The 21166-nt window shown below is 36.2% G+C and carries 4 protein-coding genes; all 4 read right to left on the bottom strand.

Annotated elements, in window-relative coordinates:
• A partial coding sequence (locus BVC87_RS09860; RefSeq protein ID WP_159439339.1) for a lectin-like domain-containing protein occupies positions 1 to 16437 on the bottom strand: 16437 nt, incomplete at its 3' end.
• Between the two features lie 872 nt (positions 16438 to 17309).
• Positions 17310 to 19274 carry an OmpA family protein gene (locus BVC87_RS09855; protein ID WP_075342198.1) on the bottom strand — a complete coding sequence of 655 codons (1965 nt, stop codon included), beginning with the start codon at positions 19272 to 19274 and terminating at the stop codon, positions 17310 to 17312.
• A 14-nt stretch (positions 19275 to 19288) separates the two neighbouring features.
• Complete coding sequence (locus BVC87_RS09850) at positions 19289 to 20215, bottom strand: PorP/SprF family type IX secretion system membrane protein (RefSeq protein WP_234974654.1); 927 nt, start codon at positions 20213 to 20215, stop codon at positions 19289 to 19291.
• Between the two features lie 587 nt (positions 20216 to 20802).
• Entirely contained in the window at positions 20803 to 21114 is a 312-nt protein-coding gene (locus tag BVC87_RS09840) for a DUF3467 domain-containing protein (protein WP_075342195.1), read from the bottom strand.
• Positions 21115 to 21166 lie beyond the last annotated feature (52 nt).

The raw sequence follows: 21166 nt of genomic DNA, 5'->3' as shown, positions 1-21166 counted from the left end.
ATCACTGTTTCCATCTGGTAACGTTCCACTTCCATCTGGTGCATCAGTATCTAAATAGTTTGGAATACCATCACCGTCTGCATCTGCACTTGGATCTACTGGGTTTCCTCCACCATCTAATAAGCTGTTCTCATCTACATCTGCGATACCATCGTTATCGTCATCAACATCTGTTACATCTGGAATACCGTCATCATCGGTATCTGTACCTTCTACTGTTAATGTAACTATAGCTGTTGCACAAACATCATCTGCAGTAGCTCCATCTCCTGTAATATCATTACATACTTCATACTCTATGGTCACTACACCATCTTCAAGTGGTGCAGGTGTATACTCTATTTCTCCTGTTGCTGGGTTATAATTTATTGTACCTGTTGCTGTAGTATTGGCTCCAACTACTGTAGTAATTGTAGTAACACTAGCTGGATCTACATTATCAGGGTCTCCATTACCATCTGTATTATCAGTGAAGTCATCATTAGCTAAAACATTAAATGTGACAGGTGTACCTACAGGTTGTGTTCCTGGAATTGTATCATCAACTGCTACTGGCGTTGTTGGATTTGTAGTATCCGTTGTGTCAGGATTACCATCATTATCATCATCTTCATCACAAGCATTTGCTAAGGTATCTCCATCAGGATTTGGTAATGGAGCTCCTGCTGTCCCTTCAACATAATCTGCAACACTGTTACTATCAGTATCAGCTGCTGTAGCCGAGTATGGTGCAGCAATTACTGTTCCGTTTGTATTCGTAGGTGCTGGATCTGTAGTTCCATTACCATACTGACCTCCACCACCATCAGCATTAGCATCATCATAATATTCGTTTGAATCTGAACAACCGTCATCATCTGAATCCAAATCGTATGGATTACCTCCATCCGCAGTTCCATCAGTATTCGGTACTGTCAATCCAGTTCCTGCTGAACTTGGGATACCTGTAATACTATTAGGTACTCCATCAGCAATACCATCATTATTAACATCTGTTCCGTTTGCTTCAACAACATCATAGATACCATCATTATCAGAATCTATATCTAAACTATTCGCTATACCATCATTGTCTGTATCTCTACATACAAATATTGCTACTCTACTGGTATTTACACTTGTTACATTACTCGTATTCGAAACATGTGTCATTCTTATACTTGAGACTGGCTCATTTGTAGTAATTCTAAAATCCACAAATGGTGTCAATCCACCAATACCAGATGAAGCAGCTCCTGTAATAGTAATTGTACTACCACTGGTAGTAATAATTCCATTTGAATTGTTTTCTATTACCCAAGCAAATGCACCTGAAGCTCCAATGGCTTCAAATGTAAACGTATCACTCTGGTTAATCGCTGTAGGATCTATATTTGCTGTATTAGCTTCTAGGGTAACAATTTCTGGACTCGATAAATTCGCATCCACTGAAATTCCTTCTCCAATATTGAAACCACTTGGATTTTGGAAACGTAAATAACCGTTAGTTTGTCCAAATATCTCCGTATCAGTAGCTCCTCCGACATAAGTAAAGTTTGTTAACGTAACATCAGAATCTAATGCCACACCTCCTATATAACTATTAAAAGTAACATCAGCACTACCTGGCATTAATGCTCCTGTTCCTGAAGTATCTACATATTCTGTTGGACATTCTTCACTATCAGCTATACCATCATTATCATCATCTTGATCACAAAAGTCTGGTACACCATCACCATCTGCATCTGCATTATCATCTCCTTCTGGACAGATATCTACATTATCTAGAACTCCATCTCCATCAGAATCACCAAATGCTACTGTGATAGTTGCAATTGCTGTATCACATACATCATCAGCTGTAGCACCATTACCTGTAATATCATTACAAACTTCATATTCTATAGTTACAGTAGTTCCTCCTTCACTTAGTAGTGGTACATAGTTCAATTCACCCGTACTTGGGTCGTAAGTAATTGTTCCTCCTGCTGTTGTATTTGCTCCTAATACTGTGGTAATTGTAGTAACACTTGCAGGATCTATATTATCTGGATCGCTATTACCATCCGTATTATCTGTAAAATCATCATTTGTTAAAATTGGAACTGTAGCTAATACTCCCGCAGTTGCAGAAGCTGAATCATCTACAGCAACTGGTGTTGTTGGATTAGTAGTATCTGTGGTATCTGGATTACCATCGTTATCATCATCTTCATCACAAGCGTTAGCTAAGGTATCTCCATCTGGGTTTGGTAATGGAGCTCCTGCTGTACCTTCAACATAATCTGCAACATTGTTACTATCAGTATCAGCTGCTGTAGCCGAGTATGGTGCTGCGATTACTGTTCCGTTTGTATTCGTTGGTGCTGGATCTGTAGTTCCATTACCATACTGACCACCGCCACCATCTGCATTTGTATCATTGTAGTATTCATTTGAATCTGAACAACCGTCATCATCTGAATCCAAATCGTATGGGTTTCCTCCATCAGTAGCCCCATCAGTATTAGGCACCGTCAATCCTGCAACTGCTGAACCTGGAATACCAGTTGTTGTATTCGGTACTCCATCAGCTATACCATCATTGTTTACATCTGTACCATCTGCTTCAACAACATCATAAATACCATCATTATCAGAATCTAAATCTAGACTGTTTACTATACCATCATTATCAAAATCATTATCGTCTAAGCATAAACGACCTGCTAAAGTAAAGTTATCCCAAGTTGCTTGTCCTGAATTTAAAGCATCGTTAGCATAGAAATACACACGTACTTTATAGAAAACGCCTGGCTCTACAAATACCGGGTTTGGTATTGTATTTAATGATGCACTAAAATAATTTGCTCCTGCGTGCCCTACTGTTCCATCTCTAGGGTTGTCTGTATCTGTAAAGATTTCTGTTGAAGTCGCAAAATTATCTGTTGATACCTCAACTGTGATATCATAACCATTAAACGCTGGTTCACCATTGGTAACTGGCACTGTAGGTGTATCGAATGCAAATAATCTACTAAGCACCCATCTATCAGAACCTCCAACAAAACTATATTCTAAATAATCATTATCTGTCTTTGCAGATGCTAAATCTGGTTGATCTACTCCACTAAATGTGATGTAACCAAAACCTCTTTCTGCTGCAGTTACAATATCTGTTAAACCAGAACCTAATATTTGTGAACCTGCAGAACTTACATAGGCAGTACCAATATTTACTGGAACCGCATAATCTACTGGGTCATTCTGATGCTCCCAAACCGCAATATTATTACTTGGGGCTGGTAATAAAGCCTCTAAAGTATCACAAGTATCTTCAACTGTATCTAAAATACCATCGTTGTCATCATCTTGATCACAAAAATCTGGTATTCCATCACCATCCACATCTGCACTATCATCTCCCCCTGGACAAATATCTACATTATCTAATACTCCGTCTCCATCATAATCTCCAACTGCTACTGTAATTGTTACGATTGCTGTACTACATACATCATCCGCTGTAGCCCCATCACCTGTAATATCGTTACAAACTTCATATTCTATAGTAACTGTTGTTCCACCTTCACTTGATAACGGTATGTAATTTAATTCACCCGTATCAGCATTATATAAAATCGAACCTTGAGCTGTTGTATTTGCTCCTGCTACTGTAGTAATAGTAGTTACACTCGCAGGATTTACATTATCTGGATCTGTATTACCATCTGTATTATCTGTAAAATCATCATTCGTTAAAATCGGAATGGTAGTTAATACCTCAGCTGTAGCTGAAGCTGTATCATCAACCGCAACTGGTGTAATTGGGTTTGTAGTATCTGTGGTATCTGGATTACCATCGTTATCATCATCTTCATCACAAGCATTCGCTAAGGTATCTCCATCTGGATTTGGTAATGGTGCTCCTGCCGTACCTTCTACATAATCTGCTACACTATTACTATCTGTATCTGATGCCGTAGCTGGGTATGTTGCTGCTATTACAGTACCATTAGCATTAATTGGAGCCGGATCTGTGGTTCCGCTAGCATATTGACCTCCGCCACCATCTGCATTTGTATCATTATAATATTCATTTGAATCTGAACATCCATCATCATCTGAATCTAAATCATATGGGTTTCCTCTATCTGTTCCATCAGTGTCAGGTATAGTTAATCCAGTTCCTGCTGAACCTGGTATACCATTTGCTGCAACAACTCCATCTGCTATACCATCGTTATTTACATCTGCTCCATTCGCTTCTACTACATCATAAATTCCATCATTATCTGAATCTAGATCTATACAATCCGCTAAACCGTCACCATCAAAGTCTGAGTCTAATGACAATCTAAGTCTAATTACACTACTCGTTCCAGAGTTTGTTGAATATAAACTAAGATTAGAAACTCCTGCTGATGCTGATGTCCAAACAAAACTAACAGTGTTCGCTGTTCCTGTTGTATTTTGGACTTGGTATACTGGAGGGAAATTCGCCTCTCTGAAGTTTGCATCTAAAGTACTTATAAGATTATATAATGTTCCATCTAAACTTTCTAGTCCATCAAATTGATCAACTCCTAAAGTTCTTCCATGCTCTACCTCTGATCTAATTCGAGGAACAGCTGAACCTGTAATGGTAAATGTACTTATATCATTCGGTGCATACCCTGCTCCTACTACTAATCTACTTCCGTTGTCACTGTTTAAACCAGTTGCAGAAATTATAACTGCTCCACTATTTGCTGGGAACCCGAATGAATCACTTACATCAACATTTGTAACTGATGCATTGGTAAAAGGAGCTCCTCCTATTCCTAATAGCGTAGCATTAATATTTATATAATTTAAAGGACATTCATCTAAATCTGCAATACCATCATTATCATCATCTAAATCACAAAAATCTGGAATACCATCTGCATCATTATCCGCAGCGTCATTTCCTCCTGGACAGATATCTACATTATCTAATACTCCATCTCCATCTGAATCGCCTATTGCAACTGTTATTGTTACAATAGCTGTGCTACATACATCATCTGCTGTAGCCCCATCTCCTGTGATGTCATTACAAACTTCATATTCTATAGTAACTGTTGTTCCTCCTTCACTTGCTAAAGGGGTATAATCTAATTCTCCTGTAGCTGGATCGTATGTAATTAACCCTCCAGCTGTAGTATTTGCTCCAGCAACTGTAGTTATAGTTGTTACACTTGCAGGATTAATATTATCAGGGTCTGTATTACCATCTGTATTATCTGTAAAGTCATCATTCGTTAAAATTGGAATGATGGTTGACACTCCTGCTGTAGCAGAAGCCGAATCATCTGTAGCTGTTGGTGAATTAGGTGTTGTTGTATCCGTAGTATCTGGATTACCATCATTGTCATCATCTTCATCACAAGCATTGGCTAAGGTATCTCCATCTGGATTTGGTAATGGTGCTCCTGCAGTACCTTCAACATAATCTGCAATACTATTACTATCCGTATCTGCTGCCGTTGCTGGATACGTTGCCGCTACAACTGTTCCATTTGCATTTGCTGGTGCTGGATCTGTTGTTCCGTTACCGTATTGACCTCCACCACCATCAGCATTAGTATCATTATAATATTCATTCGAATCTGAACATCCGTCATCATCTGAATCTAAATCATATGGGTTAGCTCCATCTGAAGCTGCATCTGTGTTAGGAACTGTTAAACCTGTAGTTGCTGAACTTGGAATACCTGTAGTTATATTTGGTACTCCATCTGCAATACCATCATTATTTACATCTGCTCCATTAGCTTCTACTACATCATAGATACCATCATTATCTGAATCTAGATCTAAATTATTTGGAATACTATCTCCATCTGAATCTAAATCAGAACACAATCCTGAGAAGACTACAAAATTATCTAAAGTCACGAAACTGTTTCCTGAGGTAGTGTCTTCCGATGCAAATAATAATAACCTTATCTTGTAATTAGTACTTGGTGCTAATTGATAATTTGTTGGTAACGGTACAAATTCATCATGTTGCGCATCAAATGGACCTGTATTGGTAAAATTACCACTCGTTTGTCTTGTGGTAACTGTAGTAGGTACTAAGACATCAGAAGTCACAAAATTATCATCACTAATAATCACTTGATAACTATAATCTGCATAAATAGGACGTATAGCATCAGTAGATATATTTACTCCTCGTGTAGCACTATATGTACCATTGATAAAAGTAGTTACATCATGGAAACTGATCGCGGTAATTATATTCGCTTGGTTATCTAGTGATGTAAAACTAAATTCTATATAATCTCCATTTGTAGCTGCTGTTGCAGCATCTGGAGCATCTGCTCCACTTACAAAGAAATATCCATGACCGTCTACAAAATTAGCTACGTTCGTAATGTCTGACTCATCTGTAAATCCTGAACCTATTGTTGCTGGTAAAGTATTTAATTGATAACGTGTAGCATCAACTAAGTTTGCTTCGTAACGGTTTATTTTTTCTACTCCAGTATTACCACTATTACTAGATCCTCCAGCTCCTGAAATAAGGTTTGGATCCCAACCTAAAGTAAAGGTTGAACTGGTAACTGTATTACAAGCTATTTCATCTGTATCTACTATTCCATCATTATCATCATCATCATCGCAACCATTTGGAATACCATCACTATCTGAATCTAAGGTATCATCACTACCTGGACAAATATCAGCATTATCTAAAACTCCGTCACCATCGGTATCTCCAAAAGCAACTGTGATACTTACTATTGCTCTGCTACAAATATCATCGGCTGTAGCACCGTCTCCTGTAATATCATTACAAACTTCATATTCTATAGTAACTGTTGTTCCACCTTCACTTGCCAATGGAATATAATCTAACTCTCCTGTAGCAGGATCATATTCAATGATACCACCTGCAGTAGTATTAGCTCCTGGAACTGTAGTAAGTGTTGTTATACTTGCTGGATTTCCATTATCAGGATCTCCATTACCGTCTGTATTATCTGTAAAATCATCATTCGTTAAAATTGGAATGGTAGCTACTGCTCCTGCCGTTGCTGAACCTGTATCGTCTACAGCTTGAGGTGTAATTGGATTTGTTGTGTCTGTAGTATCTACATTACCATCATTATCATCATCATCATCACAAGCGTTTGCTAAAGCATCTCCATCAGGATTTGGCAATGGTGCTCCTGCTGAACCTTCCACGTAATCTGCTACACTGTTACTATCTGTATCTGCAGCCGTACCTGAGTACACTGCTGCAATTACAGTACCATTAGCATTAATAGGTGCTGGGTCTGTTGTTCCATTACCGAACTGACCTCCGCCACCATCTGCAGTAGCGCTATTATAATATTCATTTGAATCTGAACATCCATCATCATCTGAATCTAAATCGTATGGATTTCCTCTGTCTGTTGCATCTGTATCTGGTATGCTTAATCCGCTACCTGCTGAACTTGGTATACCTGTTACTGAATCTACAATTCCATCAGCAATACCATCATTATTTGCATCTGCTCCGTTTGCTTCTACTACATCATAGATACCATCATTATCAGAATCTAAATCGAAACAATCTGCTAATCCATCACCGTCAAAATCTGGATCTACAGATAAGGCAAGGAAGATAGCACTATCGTCTCCTGTATCATTAGAACTAAAGCTAAAGTTTGTTACTCCTGCTCTTGTTGATTCCCAAGTGAATCTGCTACCATTATTACTATTGGTTGCTGTAATATTTAAAATTTCATATCTAGGAGGTAGGCTTATGTTTGTAAAGTCTCCTGTTAATGTTGTTGTAAATTCATATGGTGTTCCATCTAAACTTTCAACTACATCAGTTCTGCCTCCAGTTTGAATTACTCCTCCGTGTTCTAATCTAGCACGAACTCTAGAGGCTGCTGTTCCTGTTATTGTAAATGTTGATGGAGTTCCTGCAAAAGTATCTCCTACAAATAAATTAGGATTGGCATCTGGTCTATTTAATCCTGTAGCAGAAATTAAAACACTACCTGCTGGTAAGCCTAATCTCGTACTCACATCTACATCTGTTATTGTATTATTAAGACTAGTATCTGGAATACCTAAATCATCAAATGGACGAATAGTAATAAAATTAATTACACATTCATCAGTATCTAGAATACCGTCGTTATCATCATCTTCATCACATAAATCTGCAATACCATCACTATCCGCATCAGTAAAGTCTGGATTTGCAGGATTACATGGATCACAAATTGCAGCTGTTACTGCATTATCTGTAGCACTTACACTATTTTGACCTGTTGTTCCATTTCCTGCTGTTCCTGGTCCTACTGGAATACCATTGTTGTTTACAGGATTTGTTGCTGTGTTTATAGATCCATCTGAATTTAAACTTGTATATGTTAATCCTCCATCTCCTTCTAAAGCATCAGGACAACCATCATTATCAGAATCTAAATCAAACATATTTGGTATTCCATCTCCATCTGCATCTATAGCAATAGAACAGGTGTCTATTTGGAAACCGAAATCATCAAATGATGCTGTATTACTAGCTGATACAGGTGCATCATACAAGTACACCCTTACAAAATATTGTGTAGATGGTTCTAAGATATATCTTGTTAGAGGTTCTATTATAAAGGTAGGTGTAGTACCTGGTATAAAGTCTTCTTTTAATGTAACACGATCTGAGAAATCTGATTGTGTTGCTATAACTATTGCCAATTTGTGTTCAAATTGTTGCGCTGGTACAATAGGCGGTGTTAAAATATTATGTGTAAAATTATTAAGGATTCCACCTGGCGAAGTTGTGCTAGTTGTAAAATCAAATTGTACATAATCAGCATTTGTAACAGCACCAGCAAATGTAGTTTGATCTACTCCTATAAGTTGTAAGAAAGTTTGCCCTGATTGTCTTGGCTCTAAAGTAAGCCCAGCTCCTACTGTTTCTTGGCTACCACTAGCTACAAAAGAAGAAGCTGTAACTGTAGCATTTGTATCGTTAGTTGCTCCAGTACCATTATTATGATCATAGATAATTAATAAATTACCTGCAGTACCACAATCTGCTTCATCTGTATCTAAAATACCATCATTATCATCATCTAAATCTACGGTATCTGGAATACCATCAGAATCACTATCTACTGAGAAAGCAGGTCCTACTGGATCTACAATTTCTGCATCTGTTGTCGACTCGTCTCCTAATGCGTTATCTCTTATTGTATATGTTGTCGTATATACAGGATTTCCGTTAATTGTTTCTACGGCTTCTGTTCTACCTGCAATAGTACTCGTATATGCAAATATTGGACTACCAAATGTACTTGGACCAAACTTTCTAACTGCATCTATATTAGCCAGAGAATTAATTCCGTGCCAATAATATTTTATGGTTGCTTCTTGTCCTACGGCACCACATTGTAAGGTAAAATCTACCAAACCAAATGGGTAATCGTATTGAAGATCTTCCATTGATTGTTCTGATTCTTGCTCTATGACTACTCTAGAGAATTGATCACAATCTCCTGTAACCTCAATAGTTACATAGCTACCGTTACCTGAACCGTCTGGAATAGACGCTACGTGTGTTTGTGAACTATCTGGTGTTCCATCCCCATTTCCATCTCCTCCATTTGGTCCTGCATCTTCTATATCTGAGTCTACATTATCATCATCTCCACAAGAAGTAAAATCGGTTGGATCCAAGGTAAATCCAATAGTTTGTCCTGTTCCTGCTATGGTTGGTACTCCTAAGTCTACTCCTGCTGTGGTACCTACTGTATTTCCTAAATTGTCTGTAATTGGATCAGGAGAAGTTCCTGTATAACTTCCACCTGAGTTTCCTCCTTGTAAGGTTCCACCAGCCGTGGCTAAATCTGTAGGCATAATGGTTAAACTTCCTCCTTCTAAAGCATCTGAACAACCATCACCATCACTATCTAAATCTAAATTATTAGGTATGCCATCATTATCAAAATCATCTGTACTTGAATCACAACGTACTGGACTTCCTCCTGAATATGTTGAATCTGCCCCTACAAGTGCTGTTTCTACTGCCGTGATACCTGTCCAGATTTCAGCTCTAACTTGAATCATAGTTAGATTACTCATTACACTATTAAAGGTAGCATCATCAGTTCCAAAGTTTGCTGCCGTTAATTGTACATCAAAATCAAATACTTCATTCCAATCAGCAGGATTTGGATAGGCATCAAAAAATGATCCGCTATTGAAATCATAAGATAATGTCATTCCATTTCCTACAATACGAACGTCTTGTGTATCTTGATAAAAAGTTAATCCTAAATCATTCGCTGCCATTCCGAAACGGAAAAAGCTTCCAATCGATGCTGAAAGATCACCTGTCCATTCTGTTATATTATAATAGGTAACGCCTCCTAAATTATCATCAAATGTATATCCTTCTAAACCGCCTGTTATTGATGTTACCCCAAATGTTCCAACACCTCCACCACTTAAAGCGATGTTTCTATTTAAAATAACATTAAGGTCTACTACTAGATCATCTGGCCCGTATTGACATAACTCATCAGTATCTAAGATACCATCATTATCATCATCTAAATCTGTTATATCTGGAACTAAATCTCCATCAGAATCTGTACAGTTTTCTTGTATCCCATCTTGACTTGTTCCTGCTCCTTGTCCTGTAGTTGCTATAGTTGGCACACCTAGGTCTACACCAGCTGTGGTACCTACAGTATTTCCTAAATTATCTGTAACTGGTGTACTAGAGGGACCTGTATAACTACCTCCAGAGTTTCCTCCCTGCAAAGTTCCTCCAGCTGCTACTAAATCTGCTGAAGTAAATCCTCCATCTCCTTCTTGCGCATCTGGACAGCCATCGCCATCACTATCTAAATCTAAACTATTGATTAAGCCATCTCCATCTGTATCTGCACACACAGGAGCTAAAACCCTATAAGATAAAGCTTCTACAGCATCAATATCTGGTCCGATATTAGGCGCTCCAGCATTATTGATCGCTATAAATCGAATTGCATCAAATTCTAATTGACCTGCTGCAAATCCTGTGAAAACAGCATCGATATCTAATGGAGTGGTACCTGTAAAGTTACCTACAGAATAATAACCATCTCCATCTGGAGTAAATGCTGTCAATAACGCAGCAGTTGCTGCTGTAGGTCTTAAACGTACTTCTGATGTTTCAGCTGCACCAAGTTCTGTAACCTGAAAATCTCCACTAGCATCACCTGTATTTGTTAGTACTGCACCACTATACCCGATAGATAGTTCACTACCTACATCTCCAAGTGCTACAAATTGTTCTGGATTATCTGTAGCATCTCCATCATAATTTGGAGGGCCAAGAGCTTGAGTTGGATCACTTACTGCTACAGGGTTTGAACCTATAGGATTATATGAAATCACAAAATCAAACCACTCATCTCCTGTCACAAAATTGCATTCATCTGTATCTAATATACCATCATTATCATCATCTAAATCTACAGCATCTGGAACTGTATCTCCATCTGAATCTGTACATAATTCTAATGTACCGTCTTGTGCTATCCCAACAGTTTGTCCGGTACCTGCTACTGTAGGCACTCCTAAATCAGTAGCTGGATCTGACCCTATGGTATTTCCTAAATTGGTAGTTACTGTACCTCCATTACCATCGGTTAGTGTTCCTCCTGCAGTTTGTCCATCAGCAGCAACCGTAAAGGTTCCTCCTCCTTCTACATAATCTGGACAGCCATCATTATCAGAATCCAGATCTAAGTAATCTGGAGTTCCATCCATATCTGTATCGCAATAGTTTAATTCTCCTACAAAACTATCTACCGTAATTTGGTGTCTATTTCTTAATCCTCCTGTTGAAGCTGAAACTCCAACATAGGCAAAATTACCTCCACCTAGTCTATTCGTTATAATATCATCTGTAAATCTACCTACAAATACATCGTCTACCGCCCATGATAGTACTTGATTGGTTGCATCCCAATGCACTACAATTTTATGAAATGCTCCATCTTCTACTTCTCCACCAGGACCTACTTGTGTTACTGGTAAATCTCCGATGTGATCAAATGGGTTTCCTGGTGAGCCTCCAAAAGGATTTGTTCCTGCATCTGTATCCCAAATTGAGGTATGATCAAATTTTCTAGTAGCTCCCGCTTGCATTGGTAACCCTGCTACTGGACCTTCATCTGCTCCAAAAGGTCCATTATCAAAGGTATCAAATTCAATAGCTAATCCATTAACAATATTTGATGCTCCAATACCGGCACCTGCTTGTCCTACTGTAGCACTTCCATTTGGATCGTTATGCAATACAAATGCGATACCGTCTGCCCCTCCTACATTATATCCTGATCCTCCAAATGGATCTCCATCTCCTAAATTAGAGTCATTATTAGTTCCAAAGTTTAAGCTGTAGGTTAGTGTAAAGCTTTCCCGCATATCTAGTTGAAACGTAGACATTGCCGTTCCTGCCTGACTATTTCCATCAGGTGTTAATTCTATGGTATCATCATTAGTTGGATCAAAAGAAGCGCTACCACTAATTACTGCTATTTTAGAAATATCAATAGGTATAGGCCCTGTTACATTTAGATCTCCACATTCTACTTCATCTAAAATTCCATCATTATCATCATCTAAATCTGCACGATCGGATTGACCATCTCCATCAGAATCAATATCTGAACCGTTAATAGTAATAATAAGATCTGCGTTATCTGTACTCACCCCATCTGAGAGGGTATAGTTAAAGGTATCTGTTAATGTTTGTCCTACTAATAATGTTTGTACTACAGGATTTGCTGTATCTGGTAAGTATATATAAGTTCCGTCTGGAAATACTGTTATAGTTCCATACATACCTGTAAATGCACTTCCGGTAGCGGCTACAGGTGAACTGTCTATTTCTGTAATGGTAATGCTACTTGAACCACCTTGCCAGTAGATGTCTGAAATTCCTGCAATCTGCCCTCCTTGATCTGCATCTGTTGCATTAGGACCATAATTATAACTTAATCGTAATTGATTTATTGGTTCTTCAAAAAATACATTTACATTTCCAGTAGCATCACTAGGTACTGCACTTCCTATTCCATAGAACGTATTGTTTCCTGCATCTACTACTCCTCCTGTAGTTACGTATTTATAGTTAGAATCTGTTCCATTCAAGTTCCCTTCTATTCGGATTAAATCTTGCCATGACGTTCCTTGTGAGAAATCGATATCAACAACTAAAAACCCTAAATTATATACAGGCTCACTAAAATCTATGACTAAAACTGTATCATCAGACGGGTTTGTAACTCCATCAATTGCATACCCTAAATATCCTGTATGTCCTCCATTTGTTGCAGTAAGATTAACTGTTTGATTTTCATTTGGAAATCCAAACCCGCTCGGATCTGTTGAGGTAAAGTTTAATGTTACACCATCTACTACTACACTTGAGCCTCCAATTGGATTAGAAAGACCTGTAAAGAAAGCTCCTTGGACAAACTCATTTTCCCAAACTAGTGTAGATAGCCCTCTATCGATAGCATCTACCCCATTGGTTCCTATATCTGTAATTATATTTCCTTCGGCACTAAAATCTACAAATGCAGTGAGTGAATCTTCATTATCTACTGCATCTGGAGCCTCATCTACTCCATCAATAGTTATGGTTAGTATTCCGTAATCTGTAATTCCAATAGCGTCTTCTACTGTATAAGAGATGATGTCTTGTAAACTTTCTCCTCCTCGTAATCCAGTTACAGAAGTATTGTTTTCATCTACATCATAAACATAACTACCATTAGATTGTATGGTTACTGTACCATATAATGTAGTATACGTATTTCCTACAGCTGCTGGATATACATCTACTTCTGAAACGGTGATAGCAGAAGTTCCACTATCATTTGTTAATACATTTCCTGTAATTGTTCCTGTACTATTTCCTGCAATAGTGCCTCCTTCATCTACTACAGTTGGCCCTGTAGTAAAAATCCTTAATGTTGTTTGTGCAGATGCTGTAGCTGTATTGGTATCGGTAATAGTTACCGTCATGGTACGTACACCATCTGTATATGTTGGAAAATTATTTACTCCATCATTATCATTACCATATTGAAAATCTTGTAAAAATTCTTCAAATATTGCATTAGGAATGTTCCCTCCTGCTGTACTTGTTATGGTAAAGCTTGCTCCTGTTCTACTAACCGTAATTTGGAAACCGCTATAGGTATGTGTATGGGTTTCAGCGGGAGCAGAAAATCTATATTCTTGATCTGCTCCAGGGACACCATCTGTAAACTGCGGACTGGCTAAATATATAAGTTCAAACTGATCTACATTCCCTGTAAAGTCTATGGTTGCGGAAACTATTTCATTTCCAACTGTAGTTAAAGTAGGCTGTATTGACGTACTATATATACTAAAGTATACAGGTTGTATGTTAGTTTCATAATTATTTCCTGCTCTAATTCCGTCTAAATCGATTGTTGGGCCGGTTGTACTGGCAGCTATGGCTGGTCCTGTCGGATCAATAATAGAACCTCCACTATTTGAACTATCGCCTGGTTGATTATCTTGTATTCTGTAATCTGCAGTAAAAACATTTAAATCTGCTCCTACGCTTTGTGAAGATTGAGTAAAACTAATTGTGTTCACTCCAAATGCATCATCCCCAGCAGTAGGTGTTGTTGGTCCGTATTTTCTATATGCATCTACATCTGCAACCGCATCTAATCCATGCCAAAAGAATTTGACATCAGCATCATCATTAGTATTATCACAGGTTAACGTGAATCGTACTAACCCTAAAGGATAATTAAATGATGGATCTCCTAACGGATCTAAACTTGCTTCGCTAACAATTTCTACAGAGCTAATGTCTGTACAATCACCAGTGGTTGCTATTTGTACTTCTAAAGTTACATATGTTGTTCCTGTTGCATCTGGAATTGAAGTTACATTTGCTTGAGTTGAATCTAATATTCCATCTCCATTTCCGTCTCCTCCGTTTGGACCTGCATCTTCTACGCTCGCTGGAATACCATCTCCATCATCTGCTACAGTACAAGCACTATTATCACTTGAATTGGTAACTACTGCAGCTGTATTTTGAGGACTTCCTGCTATTGTAGGGACTCCGTCCCCATTTACACCTCCATTTAAACGACCCGCTGTAATATCACTATCCGTAAAACTTCCTGCACCTTCAATAGCATCAGCACAACCATCATTATCTGAATCTGTTGATTGGAAATCTGGTGTTCCTGCTGTTGTATTTACTATAGTATAATCTAACATTCCTGACTCGGGAGCAGTTTCCACACCATCAAAAAGACCATTAGCTCCTGAGCCACTTTCTTGACCTGTAATTCTACCATTAGTATGTGGTAAATTATGACCTGCTTCTACAACATCATAAATACCATCGTTATCACTATCTAAATCAAAAAAATCGGGAATTCCATCACCATCAGTATCGAAAGATGGCTCTACTATTCCGTTAGCATTTCCAACCGAACCACCAGTGGCTACAGAATCATCATCATCTAAATATGCAAAAACAGAATCACCATCTAAATCCTCAAAAGGATCAGAAGGTGCTTCATCAATATTTCGTAATCCATCTCCATCTAGATCTAAATCGAAAGGATCTAAGCCATTATCTCCATCTTGATCTATTGCAGAAGATCCTGATGCACAAGCAAAACCATCATTACGAGTTACGTTATCTGTACTTGATAATAAAACTGCATTGGGTGAAGGTCCTGTGTAGTTCTCTATAAGATATAGACCTCCGTCATTATTAGAGACATATAATCTATCTTGATTATCTGTATATACTGCTCCATAATTTTGACTACCTGTTGTCGGTAAATTTGTAATGGAAACAATATCTCTAACTCCATCTGCAGCTGGTAAAGGTCCAACATCCCATTTATACAAATTAGATTCATCAACTCCATAAAACACATCGTTAATAAATACGATGTCTAATGGATTCATTTGCCCTGGGTTGGATGTCCATGATGCATTTCCTAAAAAGACTGTTGGAACAGTTGCTAAAGGAGCAACTGGAAGTGTAGAAATATCTTCTATCATTCGTAATCCGCGACCGTCACGTAGGTATAAGTTATCGCTATCATCTACGTCACCCGCAATATAACTACCACTACCTACTGTATCTAATACCCCTAGATCGTCAAAATCACCATTACTATCTATACGTATTAAATGCCCTGCTAAAGGTTGTCCAACTTCTATAATAGCATATAAATAATCGTCTGTTGTATTATATCCACCAGCATTATATACTTCTAATATACTTATAGCAGTACCATAAGTACCATTTGCTGGATTGTAAGGCCTTAACTCTCCATTTATAACCTGATAAAAATCACTTGGACAGCTAAAAGGTGTTGTGGCCTGACCATGAGAAAAAATTGGCCCTAATGATATAAGTATCATCAGCATCAATCTATTAACACTTAATCTATTATGAGTAAACCAACTATTAAAGAAACTAAGCAAATATGTTTTTAACACAAAACTGGATTGCAATTCTTTAATTTCCTTTACAAGAAACTGATAAATTATTTTAAAAACAGTAGTTAAAAAGCCACAAAATGCCTTAATTTTCGTATATTTGTGAGCTATTTTTTTATCGGATAGTGATTGCTTATAAAATAATTTAAGTAATACTATCATTTTTTCAAGGAATTTGGATTTACAACTCCTTGATAATATGACATTAATACATTTAAACATAATGGTCAGTATTATATTGATTATTATTTCCTGCCCTGCTTTTGTTTCTGCTCGCCAAAGTGTTACAATTGCGGGGTTTATATTTCTACGTTAATTCTATTGTTAAAAACTTACATGTATATGTATGTGCATATCTATTACTTGTTATAAATAATACTGAGATACTATTTATAATAAGATAGTAGATTAGTTTGGTATTTAGTTTAAGCTATTATTCTCTTAAAAAATATAAATTGATTTATCTATTAAAAGAGCATGAATTGAAGTCAGTTTGTAAAGTATTTTTTACGCATAGAGTTCGGGGTGTTTTAAGTGTTATCTAATTCTTTATTTCGATACTAATATAATATAAAAAACTCATTTAACAAATTTTAACAGATTAAAATATTTTAGAGTTTTTTTTGCATTCTTCTTAATTATCATATAGTTAAGAAAGATTACCATCAAATAGATTTATTGAATTGATTTTGGTGAGGACTAACATTGCTAATATAAAAAAAAACATTAACATATGTTAATGTTTTTCTAAATTTTAACATTTAAGGAAAAATCCTCTTGTTATTTATATTTTTCTAATTATTGTTTGATGAAATGCTTTTTCCACCTTTAACAATATAAAAATAAGAACGTCTGTTTTTTTGATGTTCTTCTTCTGAACATTTTTTTCGATTGGTATCATCACAATCGTTCAATAATTGATCTTCACCGTATCCGATAGCACTTTCAATTCTATTTGCTGCTATCCCTCTTGATACTAAATAATCTCTTGTTGATTTTGCTCGGTTAGTTGATAGCGTTCTATTATAGGCTTTTGTTCCTCTACTATCTGTATGCGATTCTATCTTAATAACCATATCAGGATGATTCTCCATAACAGTTACTATGTGTTCTAGTTCATACTCCGCATCTTCTCTTATATTATAGAGATCAAAATCAAAGTATATCGGATTAATTACAATTTGAGCTTGCTCTTTAGGTTTTTCTACGATTAAAGATTCTAGGGTTAGATCAGCAACAATTGATTTTTTATCTTCATCTTGTGTTTCTGTAGCTTTTTGATCGTTTCTATAATCTTCTTTAGTCGCAGCTACAGTAAACTTGTTTTCACAATCGATGTCTTCAAAAAGGTAACGACCATCTATTTTTGTTACTTGCTGTTTAATAGGTTCTCCTTTTTCATCAATTAAACGAACTGTAGCACCTTCTATTGGCTTTCCAGTTTTAGCATCTGTAACCAAACCTGTAATATCTTCTTTACATTGATAGATCACAAAACTATAAATATCATCATCTCCTTTTCCTCCTTTTCTATTCGAAGAAAAATAGCCGTACGATTTATCTTCACTGATCACAAAGGCAAAATCATCTAATGGTCCATTTAAGGGTGCTCCAACATTTACCGGTTTTGTAAATTCATTTTGAGAAATTTTAGATTCGAAGATATCTAATGCTCCTAAACCTAGATGTCCATCAGAAGCAAAATACATGGTATTTTCATCATCAACAAAAGGAAACATTTCCCTTCCTTCTGTATTTATGTTTTTTCCGAGGTTTTCAGCTTTTCCATAATTACCATCATCTTGTATTGCTACTTTATAAATATCTGTAGCTCCAAATCCGTTCGGCATATCAGATACAAAATATAATGTTTTTTCATCTGCACTTAATGCTGGATGACCACAAGAATATAAATCACTATTGAAAGGTAGTTCTTTTAGTTCTCCCCATACCCCCTCAACTAAACTTGCTTTGTAAATTTTTAAATGAGTTACTTGCTTCTTATCCCCTCTTAATTTTTGCCCGTCAAAATTATCTCTAGTGAAGTAGACTGTTTTCCCATCCTTAGTAAAAATAGCATTCGATTCATGATAACGTGTATTGATGTCTGGAAACTTAATTACATTATCTAATTCTAAACCTTCGCTTACATCACTAAAACGCTCCTCAGCAGAATAAATATTTAGAAAGGGTTGGTTATTCCATTTATAAATTCTTTTACTGTATTTTGTGTCTCCTGGTTTAGTAGAGGCAAAGAATAGTTTATCTCCATAAATGAAACCACCAAAATCGGAATACTTCGTATTGATGGATAAGTTTTTAATATTTACAAAGGTTTTTTGTGTATTGGAATACTCCACAAAATAATCACGGTTATTTATTAAAGCTTGTGCTCTTGAATCTCCTTTATCTAGTTGTCGAAGTTTTTCTAACCACTGATCTGATTCTTGTACTTTACCGTTACTTTTTAAAGTTTGTGCATAACGGAATATATACTCTTGTGGTACTTCTGTATATTTTTCGAATAATAATTTGTACCATTTTTCTGCTTCTTCAGATTTAGTATTATAATAGTAGGAATCACCAAGTCTACTTATGACTAATTGAGAATCGTCCCCCTTTTCGTATAAAATTTTATACAACTCAGCAGATTTTTTATATGCAAACTCTTTAAAGTAACGATCTGCTGCATACCTACGCTGTGAATAACAGGACAGGCTTGATGTAAATAATAAAATTAAAATTAATACTCTCTTCATTGAAATAGATTAGATTAAAAGAATCTGGGAGATTTCATAATTTGCTCCCTGAATATGTCCCAACGTAACATTAATTCATATGTCCCCGAATTGTAGTTACTGTAATTTGAAGTTGTTAAATCGTAAGCAAAACCAATGTTTAATGTTCTAGATGCTTGAAAGCCTAATAAAGCACTAACAGAATCATCCCAACGCCAAGCTGCTCCTACAGCAAATTTTTCATAAAAGAGAAAATTGGCAGAAACATCAATAGATAGTGGTGCACCATTTACCACTTTAACTAAACCAGCAGGTTTGAACTTTAATGTTTCGCTTAAATCAAAAACATAACCAAGAATACCAAAAAGGTGTAAACGTTCATTGGCTACATCTCCATCTCCAAAGCTAGATGTGGAAATGGTATCATCGTAATGTGATGTTCTTAAAAAGTTTGGTATTGCTATACCAGCATACCAGTTGGATTTATAAAAATATACTCCTGCTCCAATAGTAGGCAAAAACCTACTTATATTACCTTCGAAAATTCTTTCTTGTTGTTGTGCGGTTCCTTTACTCCAATCTATCGCTAAATGACGCCCTCCTAGCTTTAAACCAAAAGCTAAGTTTCCTTCATCACTCGTTCGAATTGTATAAGAAACATTTGCATCTAAGTATATTTCATTAGATGGACCTATACGGTCATTTGTTAAATTAATTCCTAAACCTACTCCAGAATATCCCAATGGTGTATCATAACTTAAAGTTTGAGAATCTGGTGCTCCTCGTAAACCAACCCATTGAGTTCTTCCTAATGCTGTAATAACTGTGTGTCCATTAGACCCTGCGTAAGCTGGATTAACACTCATGGTATTATACATGTATTGGGTATATTGAGGATCTTGTTGCGAATGCACAACTACTGTAAATATCAATACAAGAAATACTATTATTTTATCTTTCATTATTCTTTTCATTATACTAAAATAAATTCCTTAAACCTACGCTCTTTAAGACTTGTCTCATTTGCTAAAAAAAGCAGCAAGTTTAAATTTAGTTGTGCTAGTATATAACACAATGTACTATTTGTAATAGTATTTTTAATAAAAGTAATACTATTTAATTTATAAAAAAATAATTTTGATTTATGTAGTTTAGTAGCAATTACCAGACCATTTCTTTTTAAGAAAATAAAGGCTTGTACACTTAAGCATATAAACATTACAACTATATATACCTTACTAAGGTATTCTTCTACAGTTACTAAGGAATTACCACTCATAAAAAAGTATTCATTATACTATTTTTACATAAATTTTATTGATCTCCTTTGTTTGGGGATACGGACTCAATAATCAAATTATTTTACACGTAGTAGTATAGTTGTAATAACTATTAGCCTGGAATGGATAAAATAAATGTAATTTATTCAATCATTAGGTGCAAATATAATTTTTTAAATCATAATTTAAAAAAAAATATACTTTTAGATTATAATATTGAATAAAATGAAAAAATCGAGACTTTTTTTAAAATCTCGATTTACTATTTGTTATGCTTCTCCCGTGGTACCTCCAAAATTCATGGGTATTGGTGGGTGTTCATATTCTTTTATTTCACCATGCGCTTGCTCAAACTTTCTAACATTTTCTAACAATGCTTTAGTTAACCTTTTTGCATGTTGCGGTGTCAAAATTATTCTTGATTTCACCTTTGCTTTAGGCACTCCTGGCATAATATTAATAAAGTCTACAATGAACTCTGATACTGAATGATTAATAATAGCTAGATTACTATATGTTCCTTCAGCTATATCTTGATCTAATTCAATGTTTATTTGCGGATCATTATTTTTTTCTTCCATATCCTATTATTTAAAAAAAGACCTCTTAATTGAGAGGTCTTTTTTATGCTAT

Origin of the sequence: Tenacibaculum agarivorans (assembly GCF_001936575.1) — a bacterium.
In the GTDB taxonomy this organism is placed as follows: Bacteria; Bacteroidota; Bacteroidia; order Flavobacteriales; family Flavobacteriaceae; genus Polaribacter; species Polaribacter agarivorans.
This window is presented reverse-complemented; position numbering and strand designations above follow the sequence as displayed.